Genomic DNA, 23,481 nt, shown 5'->3' with positions numbered 1-23,481 from the left:
GCCGCCAGCCTACGCACGCGCCCCCGTCGCCGCGCTCCGTCCCGGCAGGTGGCGGGCGTCACCGGTCGCCTGCCGGCCGTCCGTCGCGGGCCGGGGACGGGGACGGCCCTCGCGCGCTCCGCCCGGGTAGGACAGACTGGGCGAATGAGCATGTCACGCCCGGGCGCCGTCCCCCGTGTCCCCACCCCGCCGCGCGGCGAGGAGGTGGCGTCGTACGCGACCTACCTCGAGGCGCAGAAGGCGGTCGACTTCCTCTCGGACAACAAGTTCGCGGTCGAGCTCGTGACGATCGTCGGCACCGACCTCAAGATGGTCGAGCGCGTGACGGGCCGTCTCACCTACGGTCGCGTCGCGATCGCGGGTGCCGCGTCCGGCGCGTGGTTCGGCCTCTTCGTCGGCCTGCTGCTCTTCATGTTCTCCGGCCAGGGCGGGTTCGTGCTCACCGCCGTCGGGATCGGCGCCGGGTTCGGCCTGCTCTTCTCGGTGCTGTCGTACGCGCTGACGCAGGGCAAGCGCGACTTCACGTCGCAGAGCCAGATCGTCGCCTCGTCCTACGGCATCCTCTGCGCGCCCGAGCGGGCGGGCGAGGCGCGCCAGCTCCTGGGCCGCATGCCCGAGGGCGCGGGCGGTGTCCGTGGGCCCGCCGCCCCGGCCAACCCCGGCTGGGGCACCCCCGGCACCCCACCCCCCGCCGCTCCGCACGCGCCGGCCCCGGAGCCCTCGGCGGGCGTCCCCGCGCCGGCCCCTCCGGCGGCGCCCCCGACCCGCACGCCCGACCCGCGCTGGACGACGCCGTCGGGCGAGCCGCGCTACGGCGCGATGCGCCCGACGTCGGACCAGCCGACCGACGCGCCCGCGCCCGACGCCGCACCCGGGCAGGCACCCGCACCCGGCGCGCACCCCGACCAGCCCGAGCGCCCGGCCTGACGCACCGCTCCCGGGGCGTCCGGGACGTCTCTCGGAGCAGACGACGAGGGCCGGCCGTCGGACGTCGTCGTCCGGCCCTAGGCGGAAGCGCCGCTAGCGCTTCCGCGACTTCACTGCGGTCTCGGCAGCCCTCTCGCGCTTCTGGGCGCGCTTCTCCTTGATGGACATCGACGCTTCCTTCTTGATGCTCTTCGCCACGTGAGTTCACCTCCCCTCACCGGTGGATGAACGGGCCACCATAGCCCAGTTCCTCCGCCGGTGAGCCGGGCCCGCTCAGCCGCGCAGCCGCGCCATCCAGGCCTCGACGTCCTCGGGCCGACGGGGGAGCGCGGCCGACAGGTTCTCGTTGCCGTCGGCGGTGACGAGGACGTCGTCCTCGATGCGGACGCCGATCCCGCGGTACTCCGCCGGGACGGCCAGGTCGTCCGCCTTGAAGTACAGCCCCGGCTCGATCGTGAAGACCATGCCCGGCTCGAGCACCCCGTCGAGGTAGAGCTCGCGGCGCGCCTGCGCGCAGTCGTGCACGTCGAGGCCGAGGTGGTGGCTCGTGCCGTGCACCATCCAGCGGCGGTGCTGCTGGCCCTCGGGCGAGAGCGACTCGGCGGCGCTCACCGGGAGCAGGCCCCACTCCTCCAGGCGCGCGGCGATGACCTCCATCGCGGCGGCGTGCACGTCGCGGAAGCGCGCCCCCGGCACCGCGACCGCGAACGCGGCGTCCGCGGCGTCGAGCACGGCCTGGTACACGCGGCGCTGTACCTCGGTGAACTCGCCGTCGACGGGCAGCGTGCGCGTCACGTCGGCCGTGTAGAGCGAGTCGACCTCGACGCCCGCGTCGAGCAGCACGAGCTCCCCGGTCCGCACGACGCCGTCGTTGCGGATCCAGTGCAGCGTCGTCGCGTGCTCGCCGGCCGCGGCGATCGTCTCGTACCCGACGGTGTTCCCCTCGAGGCGCGCGTGGGCGTCGAACGTCGTCTCGATGACGCGCTCGCCGCGACGGTGCCCGACGGCGCGCGGCAGGCTCCGCACGACCTCCTCGAAGCCCGCGATCGTCGCCGCGACGGCCTCGCGCATCTGCTCGACCTCGTGCGCGTCCTTGACCAGGCGCAGCTCGGAGACCGCCTCGACGAGCGCGGCGTCCGTGCGGCGGTACGCGGCCTCGGCGCGCGCGAGCCACTCGGCCTCGGAGAGCTGCTGGTCCTCGGCGGACGCGGCCGCCTCGACGTCGTCGACGCCCGCCTCCGCGCGGATCGCCTCGACGAGCGCCTCCACGGCCTCGTCCGCGCCCGCGACGACGAGGAGCGTGACCCCGCCGGCGCCGACGTCCTTCGCGAGCGCGTCGCGCAGCTCGTCGACGTGCCGGGCCTCCACGCCGGTCGCGGTCGTGACGTCGTCGAGCGACGGGCGGGCGCCGACCCAGAACTCGCCGTACCGTGCGTCGGCGTAGAACTCCTCCGTGTCGCGTGCCGCGAGCGGGCGGACGTACAGCACGGCGTGGTGGTCGGACCCGGCGTCCCCGGTGCCCGGCTCCACGGGGTGCAGCACGAGCACCGCGTCGGGCTCCTGGTCCGTGCCGTAGCCGGTGAGGTGCGCGAACGCCGAGTGCGGGCGGAAGCGGTAGTCCGTGTCGTTCGAGCGCGTCTTCAGCGGGCCGGCGGGCACGACGAGGCGCGCGCCCGGGAACCGGGCCGACAGCGCGGCGCGGCGTGCGACGGTGAACGGCGCGGCCGGCAGGGGCTCGACGTCGAGCGCGGCGCGCGGCGCCCAGCCGCTCGTGATGAAGGCCTTGAACGCGTCGGAGTCCGGGCGCTGGGAGCGGTTGCTGCCGCGCGCGGCCAGGTCCTGGGTTTCGCCGGGGCCGGCGTGCTCGGCGGCCTGGTCGGGCGTCTCGGACAGGGGCGCGGGCGTGACGGGGGTGGCGTCGGTCATGCCCCCAGTCTCGCACCGCGCACGCGGCCGAAGTCCGCGAGCGCGCGCCCGAGCACGCGGTTGAAGGCCTCGGGGGCCTCGCTGTTGACGTCGTGGCCGGCGCGCGGCACGACGACGAGCGCCGCGTCCGCGGCCGCGGCCAGGTAGCGCTGCTCGTCGAGGCGCATGTGGTCGCGCGCGCCGTTGACGAGCCACACCGGGACGTCGACGTCGCGCACGTGGGCGAGCCACGAGCGGCCCGCGAGCTGGGTGAGCGCGTCGGTGACGACGTGCCAGCCCGGCGCGACCGGCGTCGGCGGCCCGGCGTCGGCCGGCCCGGCCAGCGCGTACGACGACGCGGCACCGCCCGGCAGGCCGCGCCCGCCGCGGGCGATCGTGCCCCACGCGGTCGCGGTCGTGCGCGCGGCCCAGCGCGCGCCGCGGCCGACGGCGCCGCCCCCGGCGACGACGAGGCGCGCGACGTCGCGGTACAGCGCGACGGGCTTGCCCTTGGGGTCGGACGTGCAGGCCGCGGCCACCACGCCCGCGAGGTTCGCGGGGCGTCGGGCCGCCCAGGCGAGCGACGTGTAGCCGCCGAGCGAGAGGCCGACGAGCGCGACCCGGCGGTCGGGGCCGAACGACGCGGCCGCCTCGTCGAGCACCTCGAAGGAGCGGTCGAGCGTGAAGCGCTCGTGCGCGCGGGCGCCGTGCGCGGGCAGGTCGACCGCGACGGCCTCGTGGCCGAGGGCGCGCACGTGCTCGACCTGGTGGTCCCAGATCGCGCCCGAGGTGCGCATGCCGTGGACGAAGACCACCGCGGGCGGGGCCTGCGCAGGGTCGGGGGACACCGGCGTCGAAGGGGTCGCGGGGGAGGTCGGGGCGAGGGCTGCCGTGGGGGGCGTCGTGAGGGTCATCGCTCCCGACTCTGGCACCCCAGCCTGGGACGACCGTGGGGAGGGGCCGCGCCCCGTGTGGACATCGTGTGGGGGTCCCGTGCCGCCGCCTCGGTGCGTCGTCACTATCCTGGTCCCCGTGCGCATCGACCTCCACACCCACTCGACGGCGTCCGACGGCACGGACGCCCCGGGGGCGGTCGTCGAGGCCGCCGCCGCGGCCGGGCTCGACGTCGTCGCGCTGACCGACCACGACACGACGGCGGGCTGGGCGCAGGCGACGGACGCGGCGCTCGCGCACGGGGTCGCGCTCGTGCGCGGCGCGGAGATCTCGGCCCGCTCCGGCGGCATCAGCGTGCACGTGCTGTCCTACCTGCACGACCCGGCGCACGCCGCCCTCCTCGCCGAGCTGGACCGCACGCGCGACGCGCGCACGAGCCGGGCCCGGCGGATGGTCGACCTCATCGCCGAGGACTACCCGATCACGTGGGAGGATGTGCTCGCCCAGACCGTCGCGGGGACGACGATCGGGCGACCGCACATCGCCGACGCGCTCGTCGCGGCCGGGCTCGCGCCCGACCGCTCCGCCGCGTTCGCGACCATCCTCGCCACGGACACCCCGTACTACGTGCCCCACTACGCGCCCGACGCCGTCGTGGCCGTGCGCGGGATCCGCGCCGCGGGCGGCGTGCCCGTCTTCGCCCACCCGGGCGCGGACGGTCGCGGCCGCGCCGTGGCCGACGCCGTGATCGAGGAGATGGCCGAGGCGGGGCTCGCCGGGCTCGAGGTGTTCCACCGCGACCACGACGAGCGTCAGCGCGCGCGGCTCGAGGACCTGGCCCGGACCCTGGGCCTGTTCGTCACCGGGTCGAGCGACTACCACGGGGCCGGCAAACCGAACCGGCTCGGGGAGAACACGACAGCACCGACCGTGCTGGAGCAGATCGAGGAGCTGGGACAGTTGGACGTGATCCGATGATCGGACGATGAGCGAGTTCTTCGACGTCCGGCTCTTCACGGAGGTCTTCGTCACCCTGTTCGTCATCATGGACCCGCCCGGCACGGTGCCGGTGTTCCTGGGCCTGACGAGCGCGATGGGCGCCAAGCAGCGCAACCAGGCGGCGCGCACCGCGATCCTCGTGGCGTTCGGCGTGATCGTCGCGTTCGCGGTGTTCGGCCAGCAGATCCTCAACTACATGCACATCTCGCTGCCCGCGCTCCAGACGGCGGGCGGCCTGCTGCTGCTCCTCGTGGCGATGGAGCTCCTCACCGGCAAGATGGAGGAGCCGCAGCCGTCGGGCAACAAGGGCGTCAACGTCGCGCTCGTGCCGCTCGGGACGCCGCTGCTCGCCGGCCCGGGCGCGATCGTCGCGACGATGGTCTTCGTGCAGCGCGCGGGGGAGCGCGGCGGGGGCGTCGCCGAGTGGGTCGCCATCGCGGCGGGCGTCGTCGCGGTGCACGTGTGCCTGTGGCTCTCGATGCGCTTCGCGAACGTCATCAACCGCGTCCTCGGCGACTCGGGCACGATCCTCGTGACCCGGATCGCCGGTCTGCTGCTCGCGGCCATCGCCGTCCAGCTCGTCGCCGACGCCGTGATCGAGTTCGTCCAGACCGCCTGACCCCGCGTCCCGCCGTCCGGTGCGACCGGCGTCCGAGGGCGAGGCCCCCGGACGCCGGTCGCGGCGCGGTGGCGACCCGCTCGTCAGGGCCAGTACGCGTCGAAGCTCCGGGAGAACTCGCCGCCGTTGAAGCGGTCCCAGTTGATCGACCACGTCATGAGGCCGCGCAGCCCCGGCCAGCGCCCGTGGGTCCGGTACGACCCGCAGCCCGTGCCCTTCGTGAGGCAGTCCAGGGCCTGGGCGACCTGCGCGGGCGGGGTGTGGCCGTTGCCCGCCTGCGTGCTGGCCGGCAGGCCGATCGCGACCTGGTCGGGGCGCAGCGGGGGGAACATCCGCGCCGTGTCGCGCGCGACCGGGAAGCCGGTGAGCAGCATGTCCGTCAGCGCGACGTGGAAGTCCGCGCCGCCCATCGAGTGGTACTGGTCGTCGAGCCCCATGATCGGCCCCGAGTTGTAGTGCTGGACGTGGAGCAGCGTCAGGTCGTCGCGCAGGGCGTGGATCACCGGCAGATAGGCGCCGCAGCGCGGGTCCTGGCCGCCCCACGGGCCCGAGCCGTAGAACTGGTAGCCGTTCTGGACGAAGAAGGTCTCCGGCGCCATCGTCAGCACGAAGTCGTCGCCGTACCGCGCCGTGAGCGTCTTGAGCGCGGAGATGAGGTTGACGATCACGGGGGTGGTCGGGGAGCGGAAGTCCGTGTCTCCCGGGTTCAGGTACAGGGAGTGCCCCTCGAAGTCGATGTCGACCCCGTCCAGCCCGTAGGTGTCGATGATCGAGCTCACGGAGGCGATGAACGCGTCCCGCGCGGCGGTCGTCGTCAGCTGGACCTGGCCGTTCTGCCCGCCGATCGACAGGAGCACCTTCTTCCCGGCCGCGCGCTTGGCGGCGACGGCGGTCTTGAACTCCGCGACCGACTCCACGTTCGGGCACTCGGTCCGCGGGCAGAGGCTGAACCGGATGTCGCCGGACGTGACGCTCGTCGGCTCGCCGAACGCGAGGTTGATGACGTCCCACGAGTCCGGGACGTCCGCCATCCGGACGTAGCCCGAGCCGTTGGCGAACGACGTGTGCAGGTAGCCGACGAGCGCGTGCGCCGGCAGCCCGGCGCCGGGTCCGCCGCCGGTGCCGCCGGTCGCCGTGGTGACGGCGACGGCGGCGGAGCGGGGCGACTCGCCCGCGCCGTTCGTCGCGGTGACCTGGAAGGAGTAGGCGGTGGCGGCGGTGAGCCCGGAGACGGTGGTGGACGGGGCCGTGGTCGTGGCGACGCGGGTGCCGTCGCGGTAGACGGCGTAGCCGGTAGCACCGGCGACGGCGCCCCAGGTGAGGGGCACGCTGGTGGCGGTGGGCGTCCCGGCGGTGAGGCCGGTGGGGGTCGCGGGCGGCTGCGCCGTGCCGCCGCCCGGGCCCACGAGGCTGACGTCGTCGACGACGTAGGCCGGCTGGCCGTACCAGCCGTGCACGAAGACGGTCGCGGACGTCGCCGTCGCGGTCGTCGTGAAGGTCACGCTGAGCCGCTGCCAGGTCGCGGCCGAGGGCGTCCAGGTGGTGACGTCCTGCGCCGTCGCGCCGCTCGCCCCGAGGTACGCGTAGGAGCCCTGGACCCACGCGCTGAGCGTGTAGGTCGAGGAGGGCCGGACGGCGACGGTCTGCGAGCAGCGCGCGGTGTCGGTCCCGGCGGGCGTGGCCCGGAGCGCCCCGCTGCCGGTGCGGACCGGGCTCGTGACCTGCTGCCCCGTGGAGCCGGAGCAGGTCCACCCGGACAGTCCGGACTCGAACCCGCCGTTGACGGCGAGCTCGGTGTCCGCGGCCGCGGCGGTCGTGGTGCCGGTGAGGAGCGTCCCGACGAGCGTGGCGGAGGCGACGAGGGCGACGAGGCTGCGCAGTCGTCGGCGTCGTGACGGGGTGGGGTCCATGGTGGTCTCGCTTTCGTCGTCGAAGGAGCGGTCCTGTCGCAAGGTCCTCGCGGTGCCGCGCGCTGGTCAACCCCCGTACGCGAGACCCCGTACGCCCCGTCTCGTCACCGAGCCAAACAGGGGATGTTAGGTTCTTTCGGTGGACCAGCCGATCATCCCTCCCCGCAAGGTGTCGGAGCTCGTCGTCGAACGGCTCATGCAGCGCGTCGAGCGCGGGGAGTGGCCCGTCGGCACCCGCATCCCGGCCGAGCCGGAGCTCGTCGCCGAGCTCGGCGTCGGGCGCAACACCGTGCGTGAGGCCGTGCGCGCGCTCGAGCACGCCGGGATCCTCGAGCCGCGGCGCGGCGACGGCACCTACGTGCGCGCGGCCGACGGGCTCGACGCCGCCCTGACCCGGCGGGCCCGCACCACGGACGCGCTCCACGTGCTCGAGGTGCGGGAGATCCTCGAGCGCGGCGCGGCGCGTGCCGCCGCCGGGCAGGCCGACGCCGACGCGCTCCACCGCCTCGACGCGGCGCTCGCCGCCCAGGTCGCGGCGCGCGACGGGGACGAGCAGGCCTTCCAGGCCGCCGACGTCGCCTTCCACGGCGAGGTCGTGCGCGCCGCGGGCAACCCGCTGCTCGCCGACCTCTACGACGGGCTCGACCACGCGCTCGTCCGCACGCTCCCGGCCGGCGGGCAGCGTCGGCACCACCGCGACGTCCCCGGTCACGCGGAGGTCGTCGCGGCGGTCCGGGCGGGTGACGCCGAGGCGGCCGAGGCCGCCGTCGTCGCGACGATCGACGCCGTGCGGGCGCAGCTCGTCGAGGCCGCCGCGGACGGTCCCGGCCGCGCCGACGCCGACGCCGGCGAGGTCGAGGCGTGAGCGGGCTGCGCCGTCCGCTGGGGCTGGCCGCCGTCGTCGCGATCGTCCTCGCGGCGCTCAACCTCCGGCCGGCCGTCGTCGCGATCTCGCCCGTGCTCGGCGAGATCCGCACGGACCTGGGCCTCAGCGCGACGGCGGCGGGCGTGCTCACGACGCTCCCCGTCCTGTGCTTCGGGCTCCTCGCGCCGCTCGCGCCCGTGCTCGCGCGGCGCTGGGGGCTCGAGCGCGCGCTCTTCGTGAGCCTCGTGCTGCTGTGCGTCGGCTTCGGGCTGCGCCTCGTGCCCTCGACCGCGGGGCTGTTCGCCGGGACGGTCGTCGCGGGGTGCGCGATCGGGCTCGGGAACGTGCTGCTGCCCGCGCTCATCAAGCGCGACTTCGCCGACCGCATCGGTCTCATGACCGGCCTCTACTCGATGGCGCTCTCCGGCGGGGCGGCGCTCGCGGCGGGCCTGACCCTGCCGGTCGCGTCCGCGGCCGGTCTCGACTGGCGTGGCGCGCTCGCGACCTGGGGCGTCCTCGCCGTGCTCGGGGCGATCGTCTGGGTGCCGCGCGCGCTGCGGCCCGACCCCGCCGGCACGGTGACGTTCGGACCCGGCACGGGACCGGCCGCCGCTCGGTCGGCGGTGTGGCGTTCCCCGCTCGCCTGGGCGGTCACCGTCGTCATGGGCATGCAGTCGCTGTCGTTCTACGCGGTCAACGCCTGGCTGCCCGAGATCATGGTCGCGCTCGGCCGGACGCCGGAGGCGGGGGGCTGGCTCCTCGCGCTGTGCAACCTCGCGGGGATCGTCGGCTCGTTCGTGACCCCGGTCCTCGCCGGGCGCATGCCGCGCCAGCGCGGCATCGGCCTCGTGCTCGTGGTCCTCGTCGGCTCGGGGCTGCTCGGGCTCGCCGTCGCGCCCGGCGCAGCGGCGCTCTGGGTCGTGCTCGTCGGCCTCGGGCAGGGCGGCGGGATCAGCCTCGCGCTCACCCTCATGGCGCTGCGGGCGCGCGACGCGGCGCACACGTCCGAGCTCTCCGGCATGGCGCAGAGCGCCGGCTACCTGCTCGCCGCGACCGGCCCGCTCGGCCTCGGGCTCGCGCACGACGTCACCGGCGCGTGGACCCTCCCGCTCCTGCTCCTCGTCGCCGCGGCGGCCGTCCAGGGCGTCGCGGTGTGGTTCGCCGGGCGCGACGCGCACGTGCACTGACCCCGGACGCGACGGACCCCGGGTCGCGTCCCCACGGTCTGGTGACCGTGGGCGCGCGACCCGGGGTCCGGCGTCGGGCCGTGGAGCGGCTACTCGGCGGGCTGGGCGGTCGCCTCGGCGCCGCCGCCCTGCTGCTCGACCGGGCGGCCGCCGCGCGTGCGGCGACGGCTGCGGGACCGACGGCGGCGCTCGCCGCTCTCGGTCGCCGGGGCGCCCTCGGACGCCTCGGTGCGCTCGCCCTCGGCACGAGCGCCCGTGCGCTCTGTCTCGCCGCGACGACCGCCCGAGCGGCCCTGACCCCCGGACCGGCCCCGCTCGCCCTCGGAGCGGCCACGACTGCCGTCGGACCGGCCGCCCTGGCGCCCGCGCGACCCGCCCGCGGGCGTGTGCCGCTTGCCGGTCTCGCCGAGGTCCTCGATCTCCTCCGCCTCGAGCCCCGCGAGCGTGCGCCGCTCCTTGGGGAGGCGGCCCTTCGTGCCCTCGGGGATGTGCAGGTCGGTGTACAGGTGCGGCGAGCTCGAGTACGTCTCGACCGGCTCGGGGATGCCGAGGTCGAGCGCCTTGTCGATGAGCGACCAGCGGGGGATGTCGTCCCAGTCGACGAACGTCACCGCGGTGCCCTTGTTGCCCGCGCGACCGGTGCGGCCGGTGCGGTGCAGGTACGTCTTCTCGTCCTCGGGGCACTGGTAGTTCACGACGTGCGTGACGTCCTCGACGTCGATGCCGCGCGCCGCGACGTCGGTCGCGACGAGCACGTCGATCTTGCCGTTGCGGAACGCGCGCAGCGCCTGCTCGCGCGCGCCCTGGCCCAGGTCGCCGTGGATCGAGCCGGCCGCGAAGCCGCGGTCGACGAGCTCGTCCGCGACCTTCGCCGCGGTCCGCTTGGTCCGCGCGAACACGATCGTGCGCCCGCGGCCCTCGGCCTGGAGGATGCGCGCGAGCATCTCGACCTTGTCCAGCGCGTGCGCGCGGTAGACGACCTGCTCGATGTTCTTGACCGTCTGGCCGCCGTCGTCCGGGTCGTTCGCGCGGATGTGCGTCGGCTGCTTCATGTAGCGGCGCGCCATCGAGACGACGGCGCCCGGCATGGTCGCCGAGAAGAGCATCGTGTGCCGCTGCGCAGGCGTGCGCGCCAGGATCTTCTCGACGTCGGGGAGGAACCCGAGGTCGAGCATCTCGTCCGCCTCGTCGAGGACCACGGTCGCGGCGCGCGTGAGGTTGAGGTGGCCCTGGTTCATCAGGTCGATCATGCGGCCGGGCGTCCCGACGACGACCTCGACGCCGCGCGTCAGCGCCTCGACCTGCGGCTCGTAGGCGCGACCGCCGTACAGCTGGACGATGCGCACCGAGCGGCGCTTCGAGGCCGTGGTGAGGTCGTTCGCGACCTGGACGGCGAGCTCGCGCGTCGGGACGACGACGAGCGCCTGCGGCTTGCCGGGGGAGGGCAGCTCGTCGAAGCCGGGCTCGCCCGGGGCGACGACGCGGTGCAGCAGCGGCACGCCGAAGCCGAGGGTCTTGCCGGTGCCCGTCTTGGCCTGGCCGATGATGTCGTGGCCGGACATGGCGACGGGGAGCGTCATCGCCTGGATGGGGAAGGGCTGGACGATGCCCGCGTCGGAGAGCGCGTCGACGATCTCCTGGCGCACGCCGAAGTCCGCGAAGGTCGTGTTGTCCGCGTGGACGCTCGCGGCGACTGACGTCGCGTCCGCGCTCACGTCCGGCGTCGCGTCGGTGGTGGTGGCGTCTGTGGTGGTCACTGGTGCCTCTGTCTCGTTCGGGCACGCGCGACCGTCGGCGGGCCGTCGGGGCCCGGAGCCGGGGAGGTTCCCGGTCGCGGTCGTGCGCACCTCGTGGCCGGCAGCCGATCGTGGGATGTCGTGGCCAGGCCCGCGCTGCGGACCGTGCCGTGCCGTCGTCGTACGCGTGACGAGCGTGAGGTCTGGACGACCGGGCAACCGATGTACGTCGGCCATGATATCGGAGAACTATCCTGGCCCGATGAGCGACGCCGAGCACGCGAGCCCCACGACCCTGCCCCCGGCGGACCACACCGACGCGGTGGAGCTGCTCGGCCTCGTCGCGTACACCGAGCTCGCGAGCTTCGGGCGCCTCGCGGGCGACGCCGCGCACGCGCCCACGCTGCGCCAGCGCCAGGCCCTGTCCCGCCTCGCGGCCGCGATGCTCGACCGGCAGGAGCGCGTGCTCGTGCGCGTCGAGGAGCTGGGCGGCGACCCGGCGGACTGCATGAGCCCGTTCGACGGCCTGTTCGACGACTTCGACGCGCGCACGAAGCCCAGCACGTGGTGGGAGGGCATCCTCAAGGGCTACGTGGGCCAGGGCGTCGCGGACGACTTCTGCCTCCTCGCGGCCCAGGGTCTCGACGAGCGCTCGCGCGACGTCGTCGTGGAGGCGCTCACGCACGACACCCCGTCGCAGCGCTACGCCCCGGTCATCGCCGAGGTCGCCGCCGAGGACCCGGTGCTCGCGTCGCGCCTCGCGCTGTGGGGTCGGCGCCTCGTCGGGGAGGCGCTCGGCGTCGTCGGCGACGTGCTGTCCAGGCGTCCCGCGCTCGCCCGGCTCGTGGCGGCCGGGGCCGAGCCGGTCGCCGCCGGCGGCGGGAGCGGGCCCGCGCCCGCGACGCAGTCCTGGGTGTTCGCGCGCCTCACGGCGGAGCACTCCCGGCGGATGGACCGCCTGGGCCTCGCGGCATGACGAAGCCGCCGCCGCGCCCGGGGGCGCGACGGCGGCACGTGACGGTCGGGGCCCCGAGGGTCGCCCGACGCTCGGACCTGCAGGCTCAGAGCGAGCCGAAGCCGACCCGGCGCTGCTCCTCGGTGCCGATCTCGACGTAGCCGAGCGACGCCGTCGGGACGATCACGCGGCGACCGCGCGAGTCGGTGAGCTCGAGGGCGGGGGCGCCGCCGAGCGCGTCGGCGACCGCCGTGGCCACGGCCTCGGCGGTCAGGTCCGTGTCGACGACGATCTCACGGGCCAGGTTCTGCACACCGATCGTGACTTCCACTCAGCTCTCCTCACAGCGGCTGCGCCAGGCGCAGCGACGACGGGCCTCGGGCCGCCGGCGGGCGTCCCACCGGCGACAACGCGATCGATAGTAGTCAGATTCCCGTCGCCGACCCGCCGGGCGCGCTGGGGGCGCCCGACAGCGGCCGCCGCAGCATGCCGCGCACCCCGCGCCACACGAGGCGCGGCACGAGCCGGGTGACGTCGTCGGCCGTCGCGCCGCCGTCCGGGCGTACGACCTCCGTCGCGGCGGCCCGCCCGACGGCGGTGCACGTCCGGGCGACGACGAGCGCCTCGTCGGCGTCGAGGTCCGTGATGCGCACGAGCACGTCGGCGAACGCGCCGGCGATCGTCGTGTCCGGCGCGAGCACCCGCGCCCGGACGACCGGGTCCCGCATGACGTCGGACTCGAAGAGCAGCGCGGCCGAGCGGCCCGCCGCGCGCGCGTACGCGACGTAGGCCCGCACGATGCCCTCGATCACGGCGAGGCCGTCGACCGCGAGGGCGTCGAGGTCGCCCGCGGGGTTCCCCGGCGCGGGCTCGCGGAACGGGTCCAGCGTCGCGTGCACGGCGCCGACGAGGCGTTCGCCCTGGTCGTCGACGATCGCGAGGTAGAGGTCGAGCTTCGACGGGAAGTGCCGGTACAGCACGGGCTTGCCGACCCCGGCACGGTCGGCGATGTCGTCCATCGAGATGTGGTGGTAGCCGTGGGAGGCGAAGAGCTCCTCGGCGATCGTGAGGAGCTGCGCGCGGCGCTCGTCGCGCGGCATCCGGGTGCGCAGTCCCGGGGGAGCGGCGGCCGCGCCGCGCGTGCGTCCCTCGGTGGCTCCCATGGGGGGAGGATACGGAAACCGCGGTTCGTGTCGACCTCGCGTCGCGAGGAGTGGGACGATGGGCGGGTGCCCGACAGACATACCCCCCCGAACCGCCTCTCGACCGCCCGTGCCGGGGGTCGCGCGACGGGTCTGCGGCACGGGGCCGCGGTCGCCGCGTGCCTCGTCGTCGGTCTCGGCGGCGGTGCGGCGACGGCGGAGGTCTGGGACCTGGGCGGGGCGGCGGGCACCGCGGCCGCTCCCGCCGCAGACGTCCGCGTGGAGCCGCCGGCCCCGGAGCGCGACGAGTCGGCGGCCGTGAGCCGGTCGTCCGTCGAGCGCGCGGGCGCCGTCGAGCGGGGCCCGGGCCTCCTCGGCCCGATCGCGCCGCGCCCGGACGCGGTCACCGCGCCCGAGCCCGTCCCGACGACGGCGCCCGAGCCCCTCGCTGAGCCGGCACCCGTCGAGACGCCCGAGGCCCCGGTCGCGGAGCCGGGCTCCGGCCTGCTCGGGACGGTCGTCGTCGCGCCGGACCTCGGCGGCTCGCTCGTCGTCGTGCCGGGGGAGAGCCCCGCGCCCGGGACGGGCACCGTCCGCTCCGTCCGGGTCGAGGTCGAGGCCGGGCTCCCCGTCGACGGCGAGGTGTTCGCCGCCGCGGTGCTCGCGACGCTCAACGACCCGCGCGGCTGGTCGGTCCCAGACGGCGTGACGTTCTCGCGGACGGCGGCCGACGACGCGTCCATCCGGGTCGTGCTCGCGAGCCCCGCCACGGCCGACCGCCTGTGCGCCCCGCTGGCGACCGAGAGCCGCTACTCGTGCGGCAACTCGGTGACGGGCGCCGCCGTGCTGAACTTCGAGCGGTGGGTCCTCGGGGCGCCCGACTTCGGCGACGACCTCGCCACGTACCGGCAGTACCTCGTCAACCACGAGGTCGGGCACGTGCTCGGCCACGGCCACGAGGACTGCCCCGCGCCGGGCGCCGTCGCCCCGGTGATGGTCCAGCAGTCCATCTCGGCCCAGGGCTGCCTGACCAACGGCTGGCCCGTCCCGTAACCCCCGGCCCCCCGGCGCGCGCCCGCGCGGCGGTGTGGGTGGCGCGTGATGGGATCAGGTCCGTGCCCCGGACGACGACCGCCCCCCGCCTCGTCGCGCGGCCTCGCGAGCTCGAGGCCGACGCGGTGCTCGACGACTCCCAGCGCGCGGCGCTCGCCGCCGCGGCCGGCCCCGGGGCCACCCTCGTCGTGGGCGCGCCGGGCACGGGCAAGACCCTCGTCGCGCAGGAGGTGGTGCTCGCGGCCCTGCGCGACGGCGTCGCGCCCGAGCGCGTGCTCCTCCTCGCCGCGTCGCGCCGCGCCGCCGCCGCGCTCCGTGACCGCCTGTCGGCCCGTGCGCGCCGCACGGTCGGCGCGCCCCTGGTGCGCACCGCCGCGTCCGCGGCCTTCGCCGTCCTGCGGGAGCGCGCGGCCGCGCTGGGCGAGCCCGTCCCCACGCTGATCTCCGGCCCGGAGCAGGACCTCGTGCTCGCCGAGCTCCTGGAGGGTCACCTCGACGGCGGCCTCGCGCACCTCGGCACCCCGCTCGCCCTGCCCGCGGGACTGCCCGAGGAGGCGCTCGGTCTCCGGGGGCTGCGCCAGGAGCTCCGCGACCTCCTCATGCGCGCGGCGGAGCGCGGCCTGACCCCGGCCGACCTCGCCGCCCTCGGCGAGCGCTACGCCCGCCCGGAGTGGTCGCTCGGCGCCCAGCTCTTCGCGGAGTACCTCGACGTCACCGCCCTGCGCACGGGCACGCCCGACGCCGGGTCGCGGTTCGACCCGGCGATCGTCGTCGACGAGGCCGCGGAGGCCCTGCTCGCCTGGGACGACGAGGTGCCCGACGCCGCCCGGCCGCGCTGGGACCTCGTGGTCGTCGACGACTACCAGGAGGCGACGGTCGCGACCGCGCGCCTCCTGCACGTGCTGCACGACGACGGCGCGCGCCTCGTGCTGCTCGGCGACCCCGACGCCGCGGTGCAGACGTTCCGCGGCGCGAGCCCGGGGCTCGTGGGCCGGGCGTCCGCCCCGGCACGGCGGGACGGCGCGCGCCGGGGCGAGCTGGGCGCGCGCGTCGCCGTGCTGGGCACCGCCTGGCGCCAGAGCGCGCCGCTGCGCGAGGTGACCCGCCGCGTGACCGCGCAGGTCGGCACCGTCGCCGGGGCGGTGCACCGTGGCGCCGCGCCGCGCGACGCCGACGGGCGTCCGGGCGAGGCGGCCGACGTCGGCCCCGGCGCCCCGCCCGTGCAGGTCGCGGTGCTCTCGGCCGTCGCGCAGGAGGCCGCGTTCGTCGCCCGGGAGCTGCGCGCGGAGCACCTGCTGCACGGCACCCCCTGGCACCGGATGGCCGTCGTCGCGCGCACGGGGACGCGGCTCGCGGCGCTGCGCCGCGAGCTCGTCGCCGCCTCGGTCCCCGTGACGCTGCTCGGCTCCGACGTCCCGCTGCGCGACGAGCCGGCGGTCGCGCCGCTCCTCGCGGCCGTGCGCGTGTGCGTCGCCGACGCGGAGGACCCCGAGGCCCTCGACCCGTTCACCGCGGCGGCGCTGCTCACGTCGCCCGTGGGCGCGCTCGACGTCGTCGCGCTGCGCCGTCTGCGCCGCGCGCTGCGGGCCGAGGAGCTCGAGGGCGGGGGCGGGCGCTCGTCCGAAGCGCTGCTCGTCGAGCTGCTCCTCGACCCGGCGCGCGCCGCGACGCTCCCGCCCACGGTGCGCCGCGGGCCGGTCGCGGTCGCCCGGGCGCTCGCGGCGGGGCGGGCTGCGGCGGCCGAACCCGGCGCGACGGCGCAGACGGTCCTGTGGGCGGTGTGGGCCGCGACCGGTCTCGCGGAGCGCTGGCGCTCGGCGGCGCTCGACGGCGGCCCCGCCGGGGCGCGCGCGGACCGTGACCTCGACGCGGTGCTCGCGCTGTTCCGCGCCGCGGAGACGTTCGTCGACCGCATGCCGGGCGCGCCCGCCGGGGCGTTCGTCGAGTACCTCGCCTCGCAGGACCTGCCCGCCGACTCGCTCGCGGCGAGCGCGAGCGGGGCCGACGCCGTCGCGGCGCTCACCCCGGCCGGTGCGGCCGGGCGCGAGTGGGACGTCGTCGTGGTGGCGGGCGTCCAGGACGGCGTGTGGCCCGACCTCCGGCTGCGCGACTCGCTGCTCGGCTCGCAGGCGCTCGTCGAGCTCCTCGCCGGCCGCGCCCAGGACGCGCACGGGGTCGGTTCGCAGGCGCGCGCCCAGGTGCTCGCCGACGAGCTGCGGGCCTTCGTCGTCGCGACGTCGCGTGCGACGCGTCGCCTCGTCGTGACGGCCGTGCAGGACGCCGAGGAGGCGCCGTCGGTGTTCTGCGACCTCGTCGTGCCGCCGTCGGCGCCCGAGGGCCCCGACGGCACGGACGGTCCCGACGGGCGTGGTCCCCAGGACGGCCCGGGCGCACCCGCGGCGGGCGCCGGCCCGGTACCCGCCGGTCCCGCGGCGAGTTCCGGTCCGGCGCCGGTCGGACGCGCACCCGTCGGCCCGGGGCTCGCGGACGTCGGGGGCGGGCAGGTCGAGCCCGCCGAGCGGAGGCACGTGCGCGTCGGGGCGCCGCTCGACCTGCGCGGGCTGGTCGCCGCGGCCCGTGGCGTCCTCGTCGAGGCCGCGGCGCGCGAGGCCGGCGGCGCCGGAGCGTCGGGGCCGGACGAGCGCGCCGTCGCGGCGGCGACGCTCCTGGCGGACCTCGGTGCGCTCGGCGTCGCGGAGGCCCGCCCGGAGACGTGGTACGGCGTGGCGGGCGTGTCGAGCACGGCGCCGCTGCGCGGTGCGGAGGAGACCGTCACGGTGTCGCCCTCGAAGGTCGAGACGGTCTCGACGTGCCCGCTGCGGTGGTCGCTCGAGGCGGCCGGCGGGACGGCGCCCGACGCGACGCACCAGAGCCTCGGCACGCTCGTCCACTCGATCGCCGAGACCCACCCGTCCGGGTCGCTCGCCGAGCTGCGCGCGGAGCTCGACCGCCGGTGGGCGGAGCTCGCGCTGCCCGACGGCTGGCCCGCGCGCCAGCTCCGGCGCCGGGCCGAGCGCATGGTCGAGAAGCTCGCGGCCTACGTCGCGCAGGCGGGCGAGCCGCTCCTCGTCGAGCCGTCGTTCGACGTCACCGTCGGCCGCGCCCGGCTGCGCGGCACGATCGACCGGGTCGAGGCAGCGGGGGAGGGCAAGGTCCGCGTCGTCGACCTCAAGACCGGTCGGCGCACCGCCACGAAGGCGGAGGGCGCGGAGCACCCCCAGCTCGGTGCCTACCAGCTCGCGGTCGAGGCCGGCGCGCTCGACGTGCCGGAGGGCACGCGCAGCGCGGGCGCGCAGCTCGTCTACGTCGGGAGCACCCACGTGGGCCCTGCCGTCGTGGCCCAGCCCGCGCTGGAGCCGGAGCCCGACGGGTCCAGCTGGGCGCGCGACCTCGTGGAGGAGGCCGCCGGCACCATGTCGGCGGCGACGTTCACCGCCCGCCAGAACGGGCTGTGCGAGATGTGCCCCGTGCGCCGGGCGTGCCCGGTGCAGCCCGAGGGCAGGAGGGTGGTGGCGTGAGCAGCGAGCTGTTCGAGCTCCCGGAGGCGGGCGCGAGCGGGCCGACGGTGCGTCTCGTCGCGGCCGACGGCCTCCCGGTCGAGAGCGCCGACGCCCCGGGCGACGGGCACCGGGCGGCGGAGGCGCCGCAGCCGACGCTCTCCGCGACGCGGATCGCCGACCTCCTCGGACGTCCCCGCCCGACCCCGGAGCAGGTCGAGGTGATCGAGGCGCCGCTCGAGCCGACGCTCGTCGTCGCCGGGGCCGGCTCGGGCAAGACGGAGACGATGGCGGCGCGCGTCGTCTGGCTCATCGCGAACGAGCTCGTCCCGCCGGACGCGGTGCTGGGCCTCACGTTCACGCGCAAGGCGGCGGGGGAGCTCGCGGAGCGCGTCCAGGTGCGGCTCGCCCAGCTCGCGCGCGCCCGGGGCGGGGCGGCGTCGGCGCTCTCGCTGCTCGACCGGCCGACCGTCGCGACGTACAACGCGTACGCCGCGTCGCTCGTCGGCGACCACGGGCTGCGCGTCGGCGTCGAGCCGGGGGCCCGCCTCCTCGGCGAGGCGCAGCAGTGGCAGCTCGCGTCCGAGGTCGTGGAGTCCTGGGACGACGACCTGGGCACCGACCGCGCGCTGAGCACGGTCGTCGCGGCGGTGCTCGGCCTCTCCGGCGCGCTCGGCGAGCACCTCCTCGACCCCGCCGAGGCGCGGGACCGCCTGGCCGAGATCGTCGAGCAGCTCGACGCGCTCCCGCTGGGGCCGCGGCAGAAGGCCCGGACGAAGGAGGTCGAGAAGCTCGTCGGCGACGTCGCGGAACGGGTCCGCCTGCTCGACGTCGTCGCGGAGTACCGCCGCCGCAAGCGCGCGACCGACTCCCTCGACTTCGGCGACCAGGTGGCGCTCGCGGCGCGGCTCGCGCGCGAGGTGCCCGTGGTGGGGGAGACCGAGCGCGCCCGCTTCCGCGTCGTCCTCCTGGACGAGTACCAGGACACGTCGCACGCGCAGGTCGAGCTCCTCGCGGGGCTGTTCGGCGGCGGGCACCCCGTGACGGCCGTGGGCGACCCGCACCAGTCGATCTACGGGTGGCGCGGCGCGAGCGCGGGCGGCCTCGCGCGGTTTCCCGACCGCTTCCCGCGCGCGGGCGGCGACCGCTCGGCCGTGCGCTTCCTCTCGACGTCGTGGCGCAACGACGCCGCCGTCCTCGCGGCGGCGAACGTCACGGCCGGTCCGCTGCGCGGTGCCGTCGCCGGCGGCCGGGGCGACCGGGTCGAGGTGCCGCCGCTCGCCCTGCGCCCCGGCGCGGGCCCGGGCGCGGTCGCCGCGCACGTGGCGGCGACCGCCGAGGAGGAGGCCGCGGCCGTGGCCGAGCGCGTCGCCGCGCGCTGGCGCCCGGCGAGCGCGCCCGGGGGGCGCGTCACCGCGGCCGTGCTGTGCCGCAAGCGCAGCCAGTTCGCGGCGGTCGAGGTCGCGCTGCGGCGGCGCGGGCTCCCCGTGGAGGTCGTCGGCCTCGGCGGGCTGCTCACGACGCCCGAGGTCGTCGACGTCGTCGCGCTGCTCGAGGCCGTGCACGACCCCTCGCGCGGCGACGCGCTCGTGCGTCTCCTCACCGGGCCCCGGCTCAACCTCGGCGCCGCCGACCTGCACGCGCTCGGGAGCCGCGCGGCGGACCTCGCGCGGCTCGAGGGCGCGCTCGGCTCGCGCCGTCGCGCCCCCGCCGCGGAGGACGCCGAGTCGGGGCTCGTGGTCGTCGAGGGCGACGTGGCCGACCACCGCTCGATCGTCGACGCGCTCGACGACCTCCCGGACCCGGGCGAGCCCGCGGCGGACGGGCGCACGCTCTCCGCGGAGGGCCACGCGCGGCTCTCGGCGCTCTCCCGGACCCTGCGCGCGCTGCGCGGCCTCACCTACCTGTCGCTCCCGGAGCTCGTCGTCGAGGCCGAGCGGGCCCTGGGGCTCGACGTCGAGGCCGTGACGAACGAGGCGCTGCTCGCGTCGCGGCGGCTCGTCGACCCGGAGGCCGTGAGCGACCGGGCCCGCGAGCACCTCGACGCGTTCCGCGACGTCGCCGCGACGTTCACGCAGACGGCGGACGTCGTGACGCTCGGGGCGTTCCTCGCCTGGCTCGGGGTCGCCTCGACCCGGGAGAACGGGCTCGACCTGCCCGTGCGCGAGCCCGACCCGGACGCGGTGCAGGTCATCACCGCGCACGCCGCGAAGGGCCTCGAGTGGGACGTCGTCGTCGTGCCCGGGCTCGTGGACGGCGTGTTCCCGACCACTGCGCAGTCGTCGTCGGGGGTGCGCGCGGACAGCGGCTGGCTCACCGACGTGAGCCAGCTCCCGTACCCGCTGCGCGGCGACGCCGCCGACCTGCCCGAGTTCCGCTTCGACCTCGCGGCGGACACGAAGGAGCTCGTGGCGCGGCGCGACGAGTTCCGCGCGGCGAGCGGGGAGCACCAGCTCGCCGAGGAGCGACGGCTCGCCTACGTGGCCTTCACGCGCGCGCGGCGCGAGCTGTACCTCACGGCGTCCTGGTGGCAGACGGGATCGCGGCCGCGCGCGCTGTCGCCGTTCCTCGTCGAGCTCGTCGAGGCGGGGGTCGTGACGGCCGACGGGTGGTCGGCACCTCCCGGCCCCGACGACTCCAACCCGCTCGAGGACGTCGAGGTGACCGGGACGTGGCCCGTGCCCGACGACGCTCCCGGCGGGTCGGCGCGGTCCGTCCTGCGGGACACCGCGGCGGCCGTCGAGCGTGCGGCGGCCGAGCGTGCGGCAGCCGAGCGTGACGCGGCAAGGCGTGGCGCGGCGGACCGTGCCGCGCACGCCGGGGCCGGGGCGGTCGACGCCGTGCCCGGGCAGGGGGGCGTGGACGGCACGGGCGGCCCCGCCGGGCTCACGGCGCCCTCCGGAGTCCTCGTCGACGCCGAGGGCCGTGACCTCGTCGCGCTCGCGCGCGTCCTGCTCGCGGAGCGCGCCGAGCGCTCGGGCCGGGAGGTCGAGCTGCCGGCGCACGTCTCGGCGTCGAGCCTCGTGCGGCTCGCGGCGGACCGCGACGAGTACGCGCTCCACCTGCGCCGCCCGGTCCCGGTCGAGCCCACGGTCCACGCGCGCCGGGGCACCCGGTTCCACCTGTGGGCCGAGCGCTACTTCACGACGTCGTCCCTGCTCGACGTCGAGGACCTCCCCGGGGCGGACGACGACGACCTCGACCCCGACGCCGACCTCGAGACGCTCCAGCGGACGTTCCTGGCCTCGGAGTGGGCCACGCGCACGCCGGTCGCGGTCGAGGTCGACGTCGAGACGCCCGTCGGGTCGACGGTCCTGCGGTCGCGCATCGACGCGGTGTTCCCCGAGCTCCCGGAGCACGCGGGCGGGGCGCGCGACGCGGTCGTGGTCGTCGACTGGAAGACGGGGCGTGCGCCGTCCGACCCGGAGGCGCGCAGCGTGCGCGAGGTGCAGCTCGCGGTCTACCGGCTCGCGTGGTCGCGCTGGACGGGGGTGCCGCTGGAGAAGGTGAACGCGGCGTTCTACTACGTCGCGTCCGACGAGACCGTGCGTCCGCGCCGCCTGCTGGGCGAGGCCGAGATCGAGGCGCTGCTGGTCGCCGACTGAGCCGGCGACGCCTCAGTCGTCGGCGTCCTGCGTCGCCTCGTCGAGATCGGCCAGCATGTCGAGCGCGTCGGCGACCACGTCGTCGAGCCCGTTGCGCACGCCGTGCAGGAGCCAGCGCGCGAGCGCGAGCTCGCCGACGAGGAGCGCGCGGTCGAGCAGGTGCTTGTCGGTGAGCTCGGTACGGCGCAGCTGGTACGCCTCCATGATCGAGTCGACGGCCTCGGGCGGTGCCGAGACGAGCAGCCACGCGAGGTCGTCGGCGGGGTCCGCGACGCGCGCGCTCGCCCAGTCCGTCACCGCGACGACGCGTCCGCGGGCGACGAGCACCTGCTCCGGGCCCAGGTCGCCGTGCACGACGACCGGCTGGAACCGCCACAGCGAGACGTCCTCGAGCGCGGTCTCCCAGCGGCGCAGGAGCGTCGGGGGGACCTTGCCCGTGGCCGCGGCCTCGTCGAGCTCCGCCATGCGGCGCGCGCGGTACTCCTCGACCTCGTAGCCCGGCAGGCCGGCGTCGTCGACGATCGCGCGCGGCAGCTCGTGGACCGACGCGAGCACGCGGCCCAGGTCGGCCGCGAGGCCCGGTCCGGGCCGCAGGCTGTCGACGTCGAGCGGCTCGCCCTCGAGCGCGGGGTGCACGACGGCCCGCCCGCCCTCGGGCAGGACCGCGGTGCCGCTGACGCGGGGCACGGCGAACGACAGCACCCCCGACTCGGCGTAGTGCTGCAGCGAGCCCAGCAGCTCCGCCTCGGCCTCGAGCGCGGCGCCGGCCTGGAGGCTGCGGGGTGCGCGCACGGTCCAGCGGGCGCCGTCGGCGTCGGTCACGACGGCGGTGTCGTAGTCGCCCGGGTCCTCGACGGGCCGCGCGCTGCGGGCGTCCAGGCCGGGCACGGCGGCGGTCGCGAGCGCGGCGAGGGTCAACGGAGAGCGAGGCACGCGACCACGGTAGTCGGTCCCCGCGCGCGCCCGGTCGACCCACGCCGTCCGACGCCGCACCCCGCCCGACGGCGCCCGCGCAGGCGGGTGGCCCGGCCGGGGGTGGCCTACGGTCGGGGGGTGAGCACCCCTGCCGCCCGGCCGTCGTCGGGCACGAGCGACCCCGCCGCTCCGGACCGACCCACGCCCGCGCCGACCAGCACCCCGGCCGACACCGGGACCGGCACGGCCACCGGGCCGGGCACCCTGCCGCGCACCCCGCTGGACCGCCTCCCGCTGCCGCTCGATGGCGCGTTCGTCGACCGCGCGGAGCACCGCCGCGCGGAGCCGGACCTCGTGCGCACGCTGCGGTCGCAGCCGACGACGCGCGTCCTGCTGGTCCACCGCGGCCGGCTCGCGCTCGGCGGCCCGGGCGCGGCGGACGGCGTCGCCCTCCTGGACCCGGCCGAGCTGCGCGACGTCGACCCGGCGACCGACGACGACCAGGGCCGCTGGCTCTTCCTCGGCGAGGGCGACGGCACGGCGTACCTCGCGCTCGTCCTGCCCGACGACGCCGACGCCGAGGAGGTCGACATCGAGGGCGTGGACGCCTCCGAGCCGTTCGCCGTGCTCGCGCGCGAGCAGACGTGGTCGGGGCTGCGGGACCTCGTCGGCGAGGTCGGGGCGCCCGTCGCGGGGCTCGCGACGGAGGCGGTCGCGCTCGCGGCGTGGCACGCGAACCACCCGCGGTGCCCGCGCTGCGGCGGTCGGACGACCGTCGAGAAGGGCGGCTGGACGCGCCGCTGCGTGGCCCAGGGCGTCGAGCTGTACCCGCGCACGGACCCGGCGGTCATCATGACGGTCGTGCACGGCGAGGGGCCCGACGAGCGCCTCCTGCTGGGGCACGCGGCGCACTGGCCGGAGCGGCGGTTCTCGACCCTCGCGGGCTACGTCGAGCCCGGGGAGTCGCTCGAGAACGCGGTGCGGCGGGAGGTCGCGGAGGAGGCGGGCGTCGTCGTCGGCGACGTGGCCTACCGGGGGAGCCAGCCGTGGCCGTTCCCGGCCTCGCTCATGCTCGGGTTCTCGGCGCGCGCGCTGACGACCGAGCTGCACGTGGACGGCGTCGAGCTCACCGACGCGCGCTGGTTCACGCGGGCCGAGCTCGCCGACGCCGTCCGGTCGGGCGAGGTGCTGCTGCCGGGCCGGTCGTCGATCGCGCGGGCGCTCGTCGAGGACTGGTTCGGCGCGCGCCTCGCCGACGACTGAGGGTGGCTC

At 76.8% G+C, this 23,481-nt stretch carries 17 protein-coding genes; 10 read left to right on the top strand and 7 right to left on the bottom strand.

What is annotated here, in order from left to right:
• The first annotated feature begins 144 nt into the window (after nt 1-144).
• On the top strand, nt 145-927 hold the full coding sequence (locus E1O70_RS09680; protein ID WP_061266898.1) for a YflT domain-containing protein: 783 nt from the start codon (nt 145-147) through the stop codon (nt 925-927).
• Nucleotides 928-1,200: 273 nt separating this feature from the next.
• On the opposite strand, the gene E1O70_RS09675 is transcribed toward E1O70_RS09680, so the two are convergent.
• Together E1O70_RS09675 and E1O70_RS09670 are read right to left on the bottom strand one after the other, a co-directional pair.
• Entirely contained in the window at nt 1,201-2,853 is a 1,653-nt protein-coding gene (locus tag E1O70_RS09675; RefSeq protein ID WP_082774239.1) for an aminopeptidase P family protein, read from the bottom strand.
• The gene (locus E1O70_RS09670; protein ID WP_082774240.1) at nt 2,850-3,746 is read right to left on the bottom strand and encodes an alpha/beta fold hydrolase; all 897 of its coding nucleotides are present in this window, start codon (nt 3,744-3,746) and stop codon (nt 2,850-2,852) included. The genes E1O70_RS09675 and E1O70_RS09670 overlap by 4 nt, the downstream gene beginning before the upstream one ends.
• 118 nt (nt 3,747-3,864) lie before the next feature.
• On the opposite strand from E1O70_RS09670, the gene E1O70_RS09665 reads away from it, so the two are divergent.
• Both E1O70_RS09665 and E1O70_RS09660 read left to right on the top strand, forming a co-directional pair.
• Nucleotides 3,865-4,704 (top strand): PHP domain-containing protein, encoded by an 840-nt coding sequence (locus E1O70_RS09665; RefSeq protein WP_061266899.1) that lies wholly within the window; start codon nt 3,865-3,867, stop codon nt 4,702-4,704.
• 7 nt (nt 4,705-4,711) lie between these two features.
• Nucleotides 4,712-5,344: a MarC family protein gene (locus E1O70_RS09660; protein ID WP_061266900.1), complete on the top strand. Its 633-nt coding sequence runs from the start codon at nt 4,712-4,714 to the stop codon at nt 5,342-5,344.
• 83 nt (nt 5,345-5,427) lie between these two features.
• On the opposite strand, the gene E1O70_RS09655 is transcribed toward E1O70_RS09660, so the two are convergent.
• Nucleotides 5,428-7,254, bottom strand: a complete 1,827-nt coding sequence (locus tag E1O70_RS09655) for a chitinase (protein ID WP_061266901.1) — start codon at nt 7,252-7,254, stop codon at nt 5,428-5,430.
• A 139-nt stretch (nt 7,255-7,393) separates the two neighbouring features.
• On the opposite strand from E1O70_RS09655, the gene E1O70_RS09650 reads away from it, so the two are divergent.
• Both E1O70_RS09650 and E1O70_RS09645 read left to right on the top strand, forming a co-directional pair.
• Complete coding sequence (locus E1O70_RS09650; protein ID WP_128957543.1) at nt 7,394-8,119, top strand: FadR/GntR family transcriptional regulator; 726 nt, start codon at nt 7,394-7,396, stop codon at nt 8,117-8,119.
• Entirely contained in the window at nt 8,116-9,306 is a 1,191-nt protein-coding gene (locus E1O70_RS09645) for a CynX/NimT family MFS transporter (protein ID WP_061266902.1), read from the top strand. The genes E1O70_RS09650 and E1O70_RS09645 overlap by 4 nt, the downstream gene beginning before the upstream one ends.
• An 89-nt stretch (nt 9,307-9,395) precedes the next feature.
• Here the strand turns inward: E1O70_RS09645 and E1O70_RS09640 are convergent, their stop codons facing one another.
• On the bottom strand, nt 9,396-11,063 hold the full coding sequence (locus E1O70_RS09640; RefSeq protein ID WP_061266903.1) for a DEAD/DEAH box helicase: 1,668 nt from the start codon (nt 11,061-11,063) through the stop codon (nt 9,396-9,398).
• Nucleotides 11,064-11,304: 241 nt separating this feature from the next.
• Here E1O70_RS09640 and E1O70_RS09635 point away from each other — a divergent pair, with 241 nt between their 5' ends.
• Nucleotides 11,305-12,018, top strand: a complete 714-nt coding sequence (locus tag E1O70_RS09635; protein WP_061266904.1) for a ferritin-like fold-containing protein — start codon at nt 11,305-11,307, stop codon at nt 12,016-12,018.
• An 85-nt stretch (nt 12,019-12,103) separates the two neighbouring features.
• Here the strand turns inward: E1O70_RS09635 and E1O70_RS09630 are convergent, their stop codons facing one another.
• Nucleotides 12,104-12,328, bottom strand: a complete 225-nt coding sequence (locus E1O70_RS09630; protein WP_034654117.1) for a DUF3107 domain-containing protein — start codon at nt 12,326-12,328, stop codon at nt 12,104-12,106.
• A 94-nt stretch (nt 12,329-12,422) separates the two neighbouring features.
• Entirely contained in the window at nt 12,423-13,160 is a 738-nt protein-coding gene (locus E1O70_RS09625; RefSeq protein ID WP_061266905.1) for a TetR/AcrR family transcriptional regulator, read from the bottom strand.
• 66 nt (nt 13,161-13,226) lie between these two features.
• Here E1O70_RS09625 and E1O70_RS09620 point away from each other — a divergent pair, with 66 nt between their 5' ends.
• The 3 genes from E1O70_RS09620 (at nt 13,227) to E1O70_RS09610 (ending at nt 21,294) form a co-directional block, all read left to right on the top strand.
• Complete coding sequence (locus E1O70_RS09620; RefSeq protein WP_240696657.1) at nt 13,227-14,192, top strand: DUF3152 domain-containing protein; 966 nt, start codon at nt 13,227-13,229, stop codon at nt 14,190-14,192.
• A gap of 62 nt (nt 14,193-14,254) precedes the next feature.
• The gene (locus E1O70_RS09615; protein ID WP_318280453.1) at nt 14,255-17,710 is read left to right on the top strand and encodes a PD-(D/E)XK nuclease family protein; all 3,456 of its coding nucleotides are present in this window, start codon (nt 14,255-14,257) and stop codon (nt 17,708-17,710) included.
• Nucleotides 17,707-21,294 carry an ATP-dependent DNA helicase gene (locus E1O70_RS09610; protein WP_306303289.1) on the top strand — a complete coding sequence of 1,196 codons (3,588 nt, stop codon included), beginning with the start codon at nt 17,707-17,709 and terminating at the stop codon, nt 21,292-21,294. Before E1O70_RS09615 ends, E1O70_RS09610 begins: the two co-directional genes overlap by 4 nt.
• A gap of 12 nt (nt 21,295-21,306) precedes the next feature.
• Here E1O70_RS09610 and E1O70_RS09605 read toward each other — a convergent pair whose 3' ends face one another.
• Nucleotides 21,307-22,227 carry a phosphotransferase gene (locus E1O70_RS09605; RefSeq protein WP_061266932.1) on the bottom strand — a complete coding sequence of 307 codons (921 nt, stop codon included), beginning with the start codon at nt 22,225-22,227 and terminating at the stop codon, nt 21,307-21,309.
• Between the two features lie 120 nt (nt 22,228-22,347).
• Here E1O70_RS09605 and nudC point away from each other — a divergent pair, with 120 nt between their 5' ends.
• Nucleotides 22,348-23,472 (top strand): NAD(+) diphosphatase, encoded by a 1,125-nt coding sequence (gene nudC / locus E1O70_RS09600; RefSeq protein WP_240696656.1) that lies wholly within the window; start codon nt 22,348-22,350, stop codon nt 23,470-23,472.
• The last annotated feature ends 9 nt before the right edge of the window (nt 23,473-23,481 follow it).

Source organism: Cellulosimicrobium funkei (genome assembly GCF_004519295.1).
In the GTDB taxonomy this organism is placed as follows: domain Bacteria; phylum Actinomycetota; class Actinomycetes; order Actinomycetales; family Cellulomonadaceae; genus Cellulosimicrobium; species Cellulosimicrobium funkei.
This window is presented reverse-complemented; position numbering and strand designations above follow the sequence as displayed.

Coding starts and splice junctions, on each gene's coding strand:
- E1O70_RS09680 (WP_061266898.1), top strand. CDS start 145: ATGAGCATGTCACGCCCGGGCGCCGTCCCCCGTGTCCCCACCCCGCCG.
- E1O70_RS09675 (WP_082774239.1), bottom strand. CDS start 2,853: ATGACCGACGCCACCCCCGTCACGCCCGCGCCCCTGTCCGAGACGCCC.
- E1O70_RS09670 (WP_082774240.1), bottom strand. CDS start 3,746: ATGACCCTCACGACGCCCCCCACGGCAGCCCTCGCCCCGACCTCCCCC.
- E1O70_RS09660 (WP_061266900.1), top strand. CDS start 4,712: ATGAGCGAGTTCTTCGACGTCCGGCTCTTCACGGAGGTCTTCGTCACC.
- E1O70_RS09655 (WP_061266901.1), bottom strand. CDS start 7,254: ATGGACCCCACCCCGTCACGACGCCGACGACTGCGCAGCCTCGTCGCC.
- E1O70_RS09635 (WP_061266904.1), top strand. CDS start 11,305: ATGAGCGACGCCGAGCACGCGAGCCCCACGACCCTGCCCCCGGCGGAC.
- E1O70_RS09625 (WP_061266905.1), bottom strand. CDS start 13,160: ATGGGAGCCACCGAGGGACGCACGCGCGGCGCGGCCGCCGCTCCCCCG.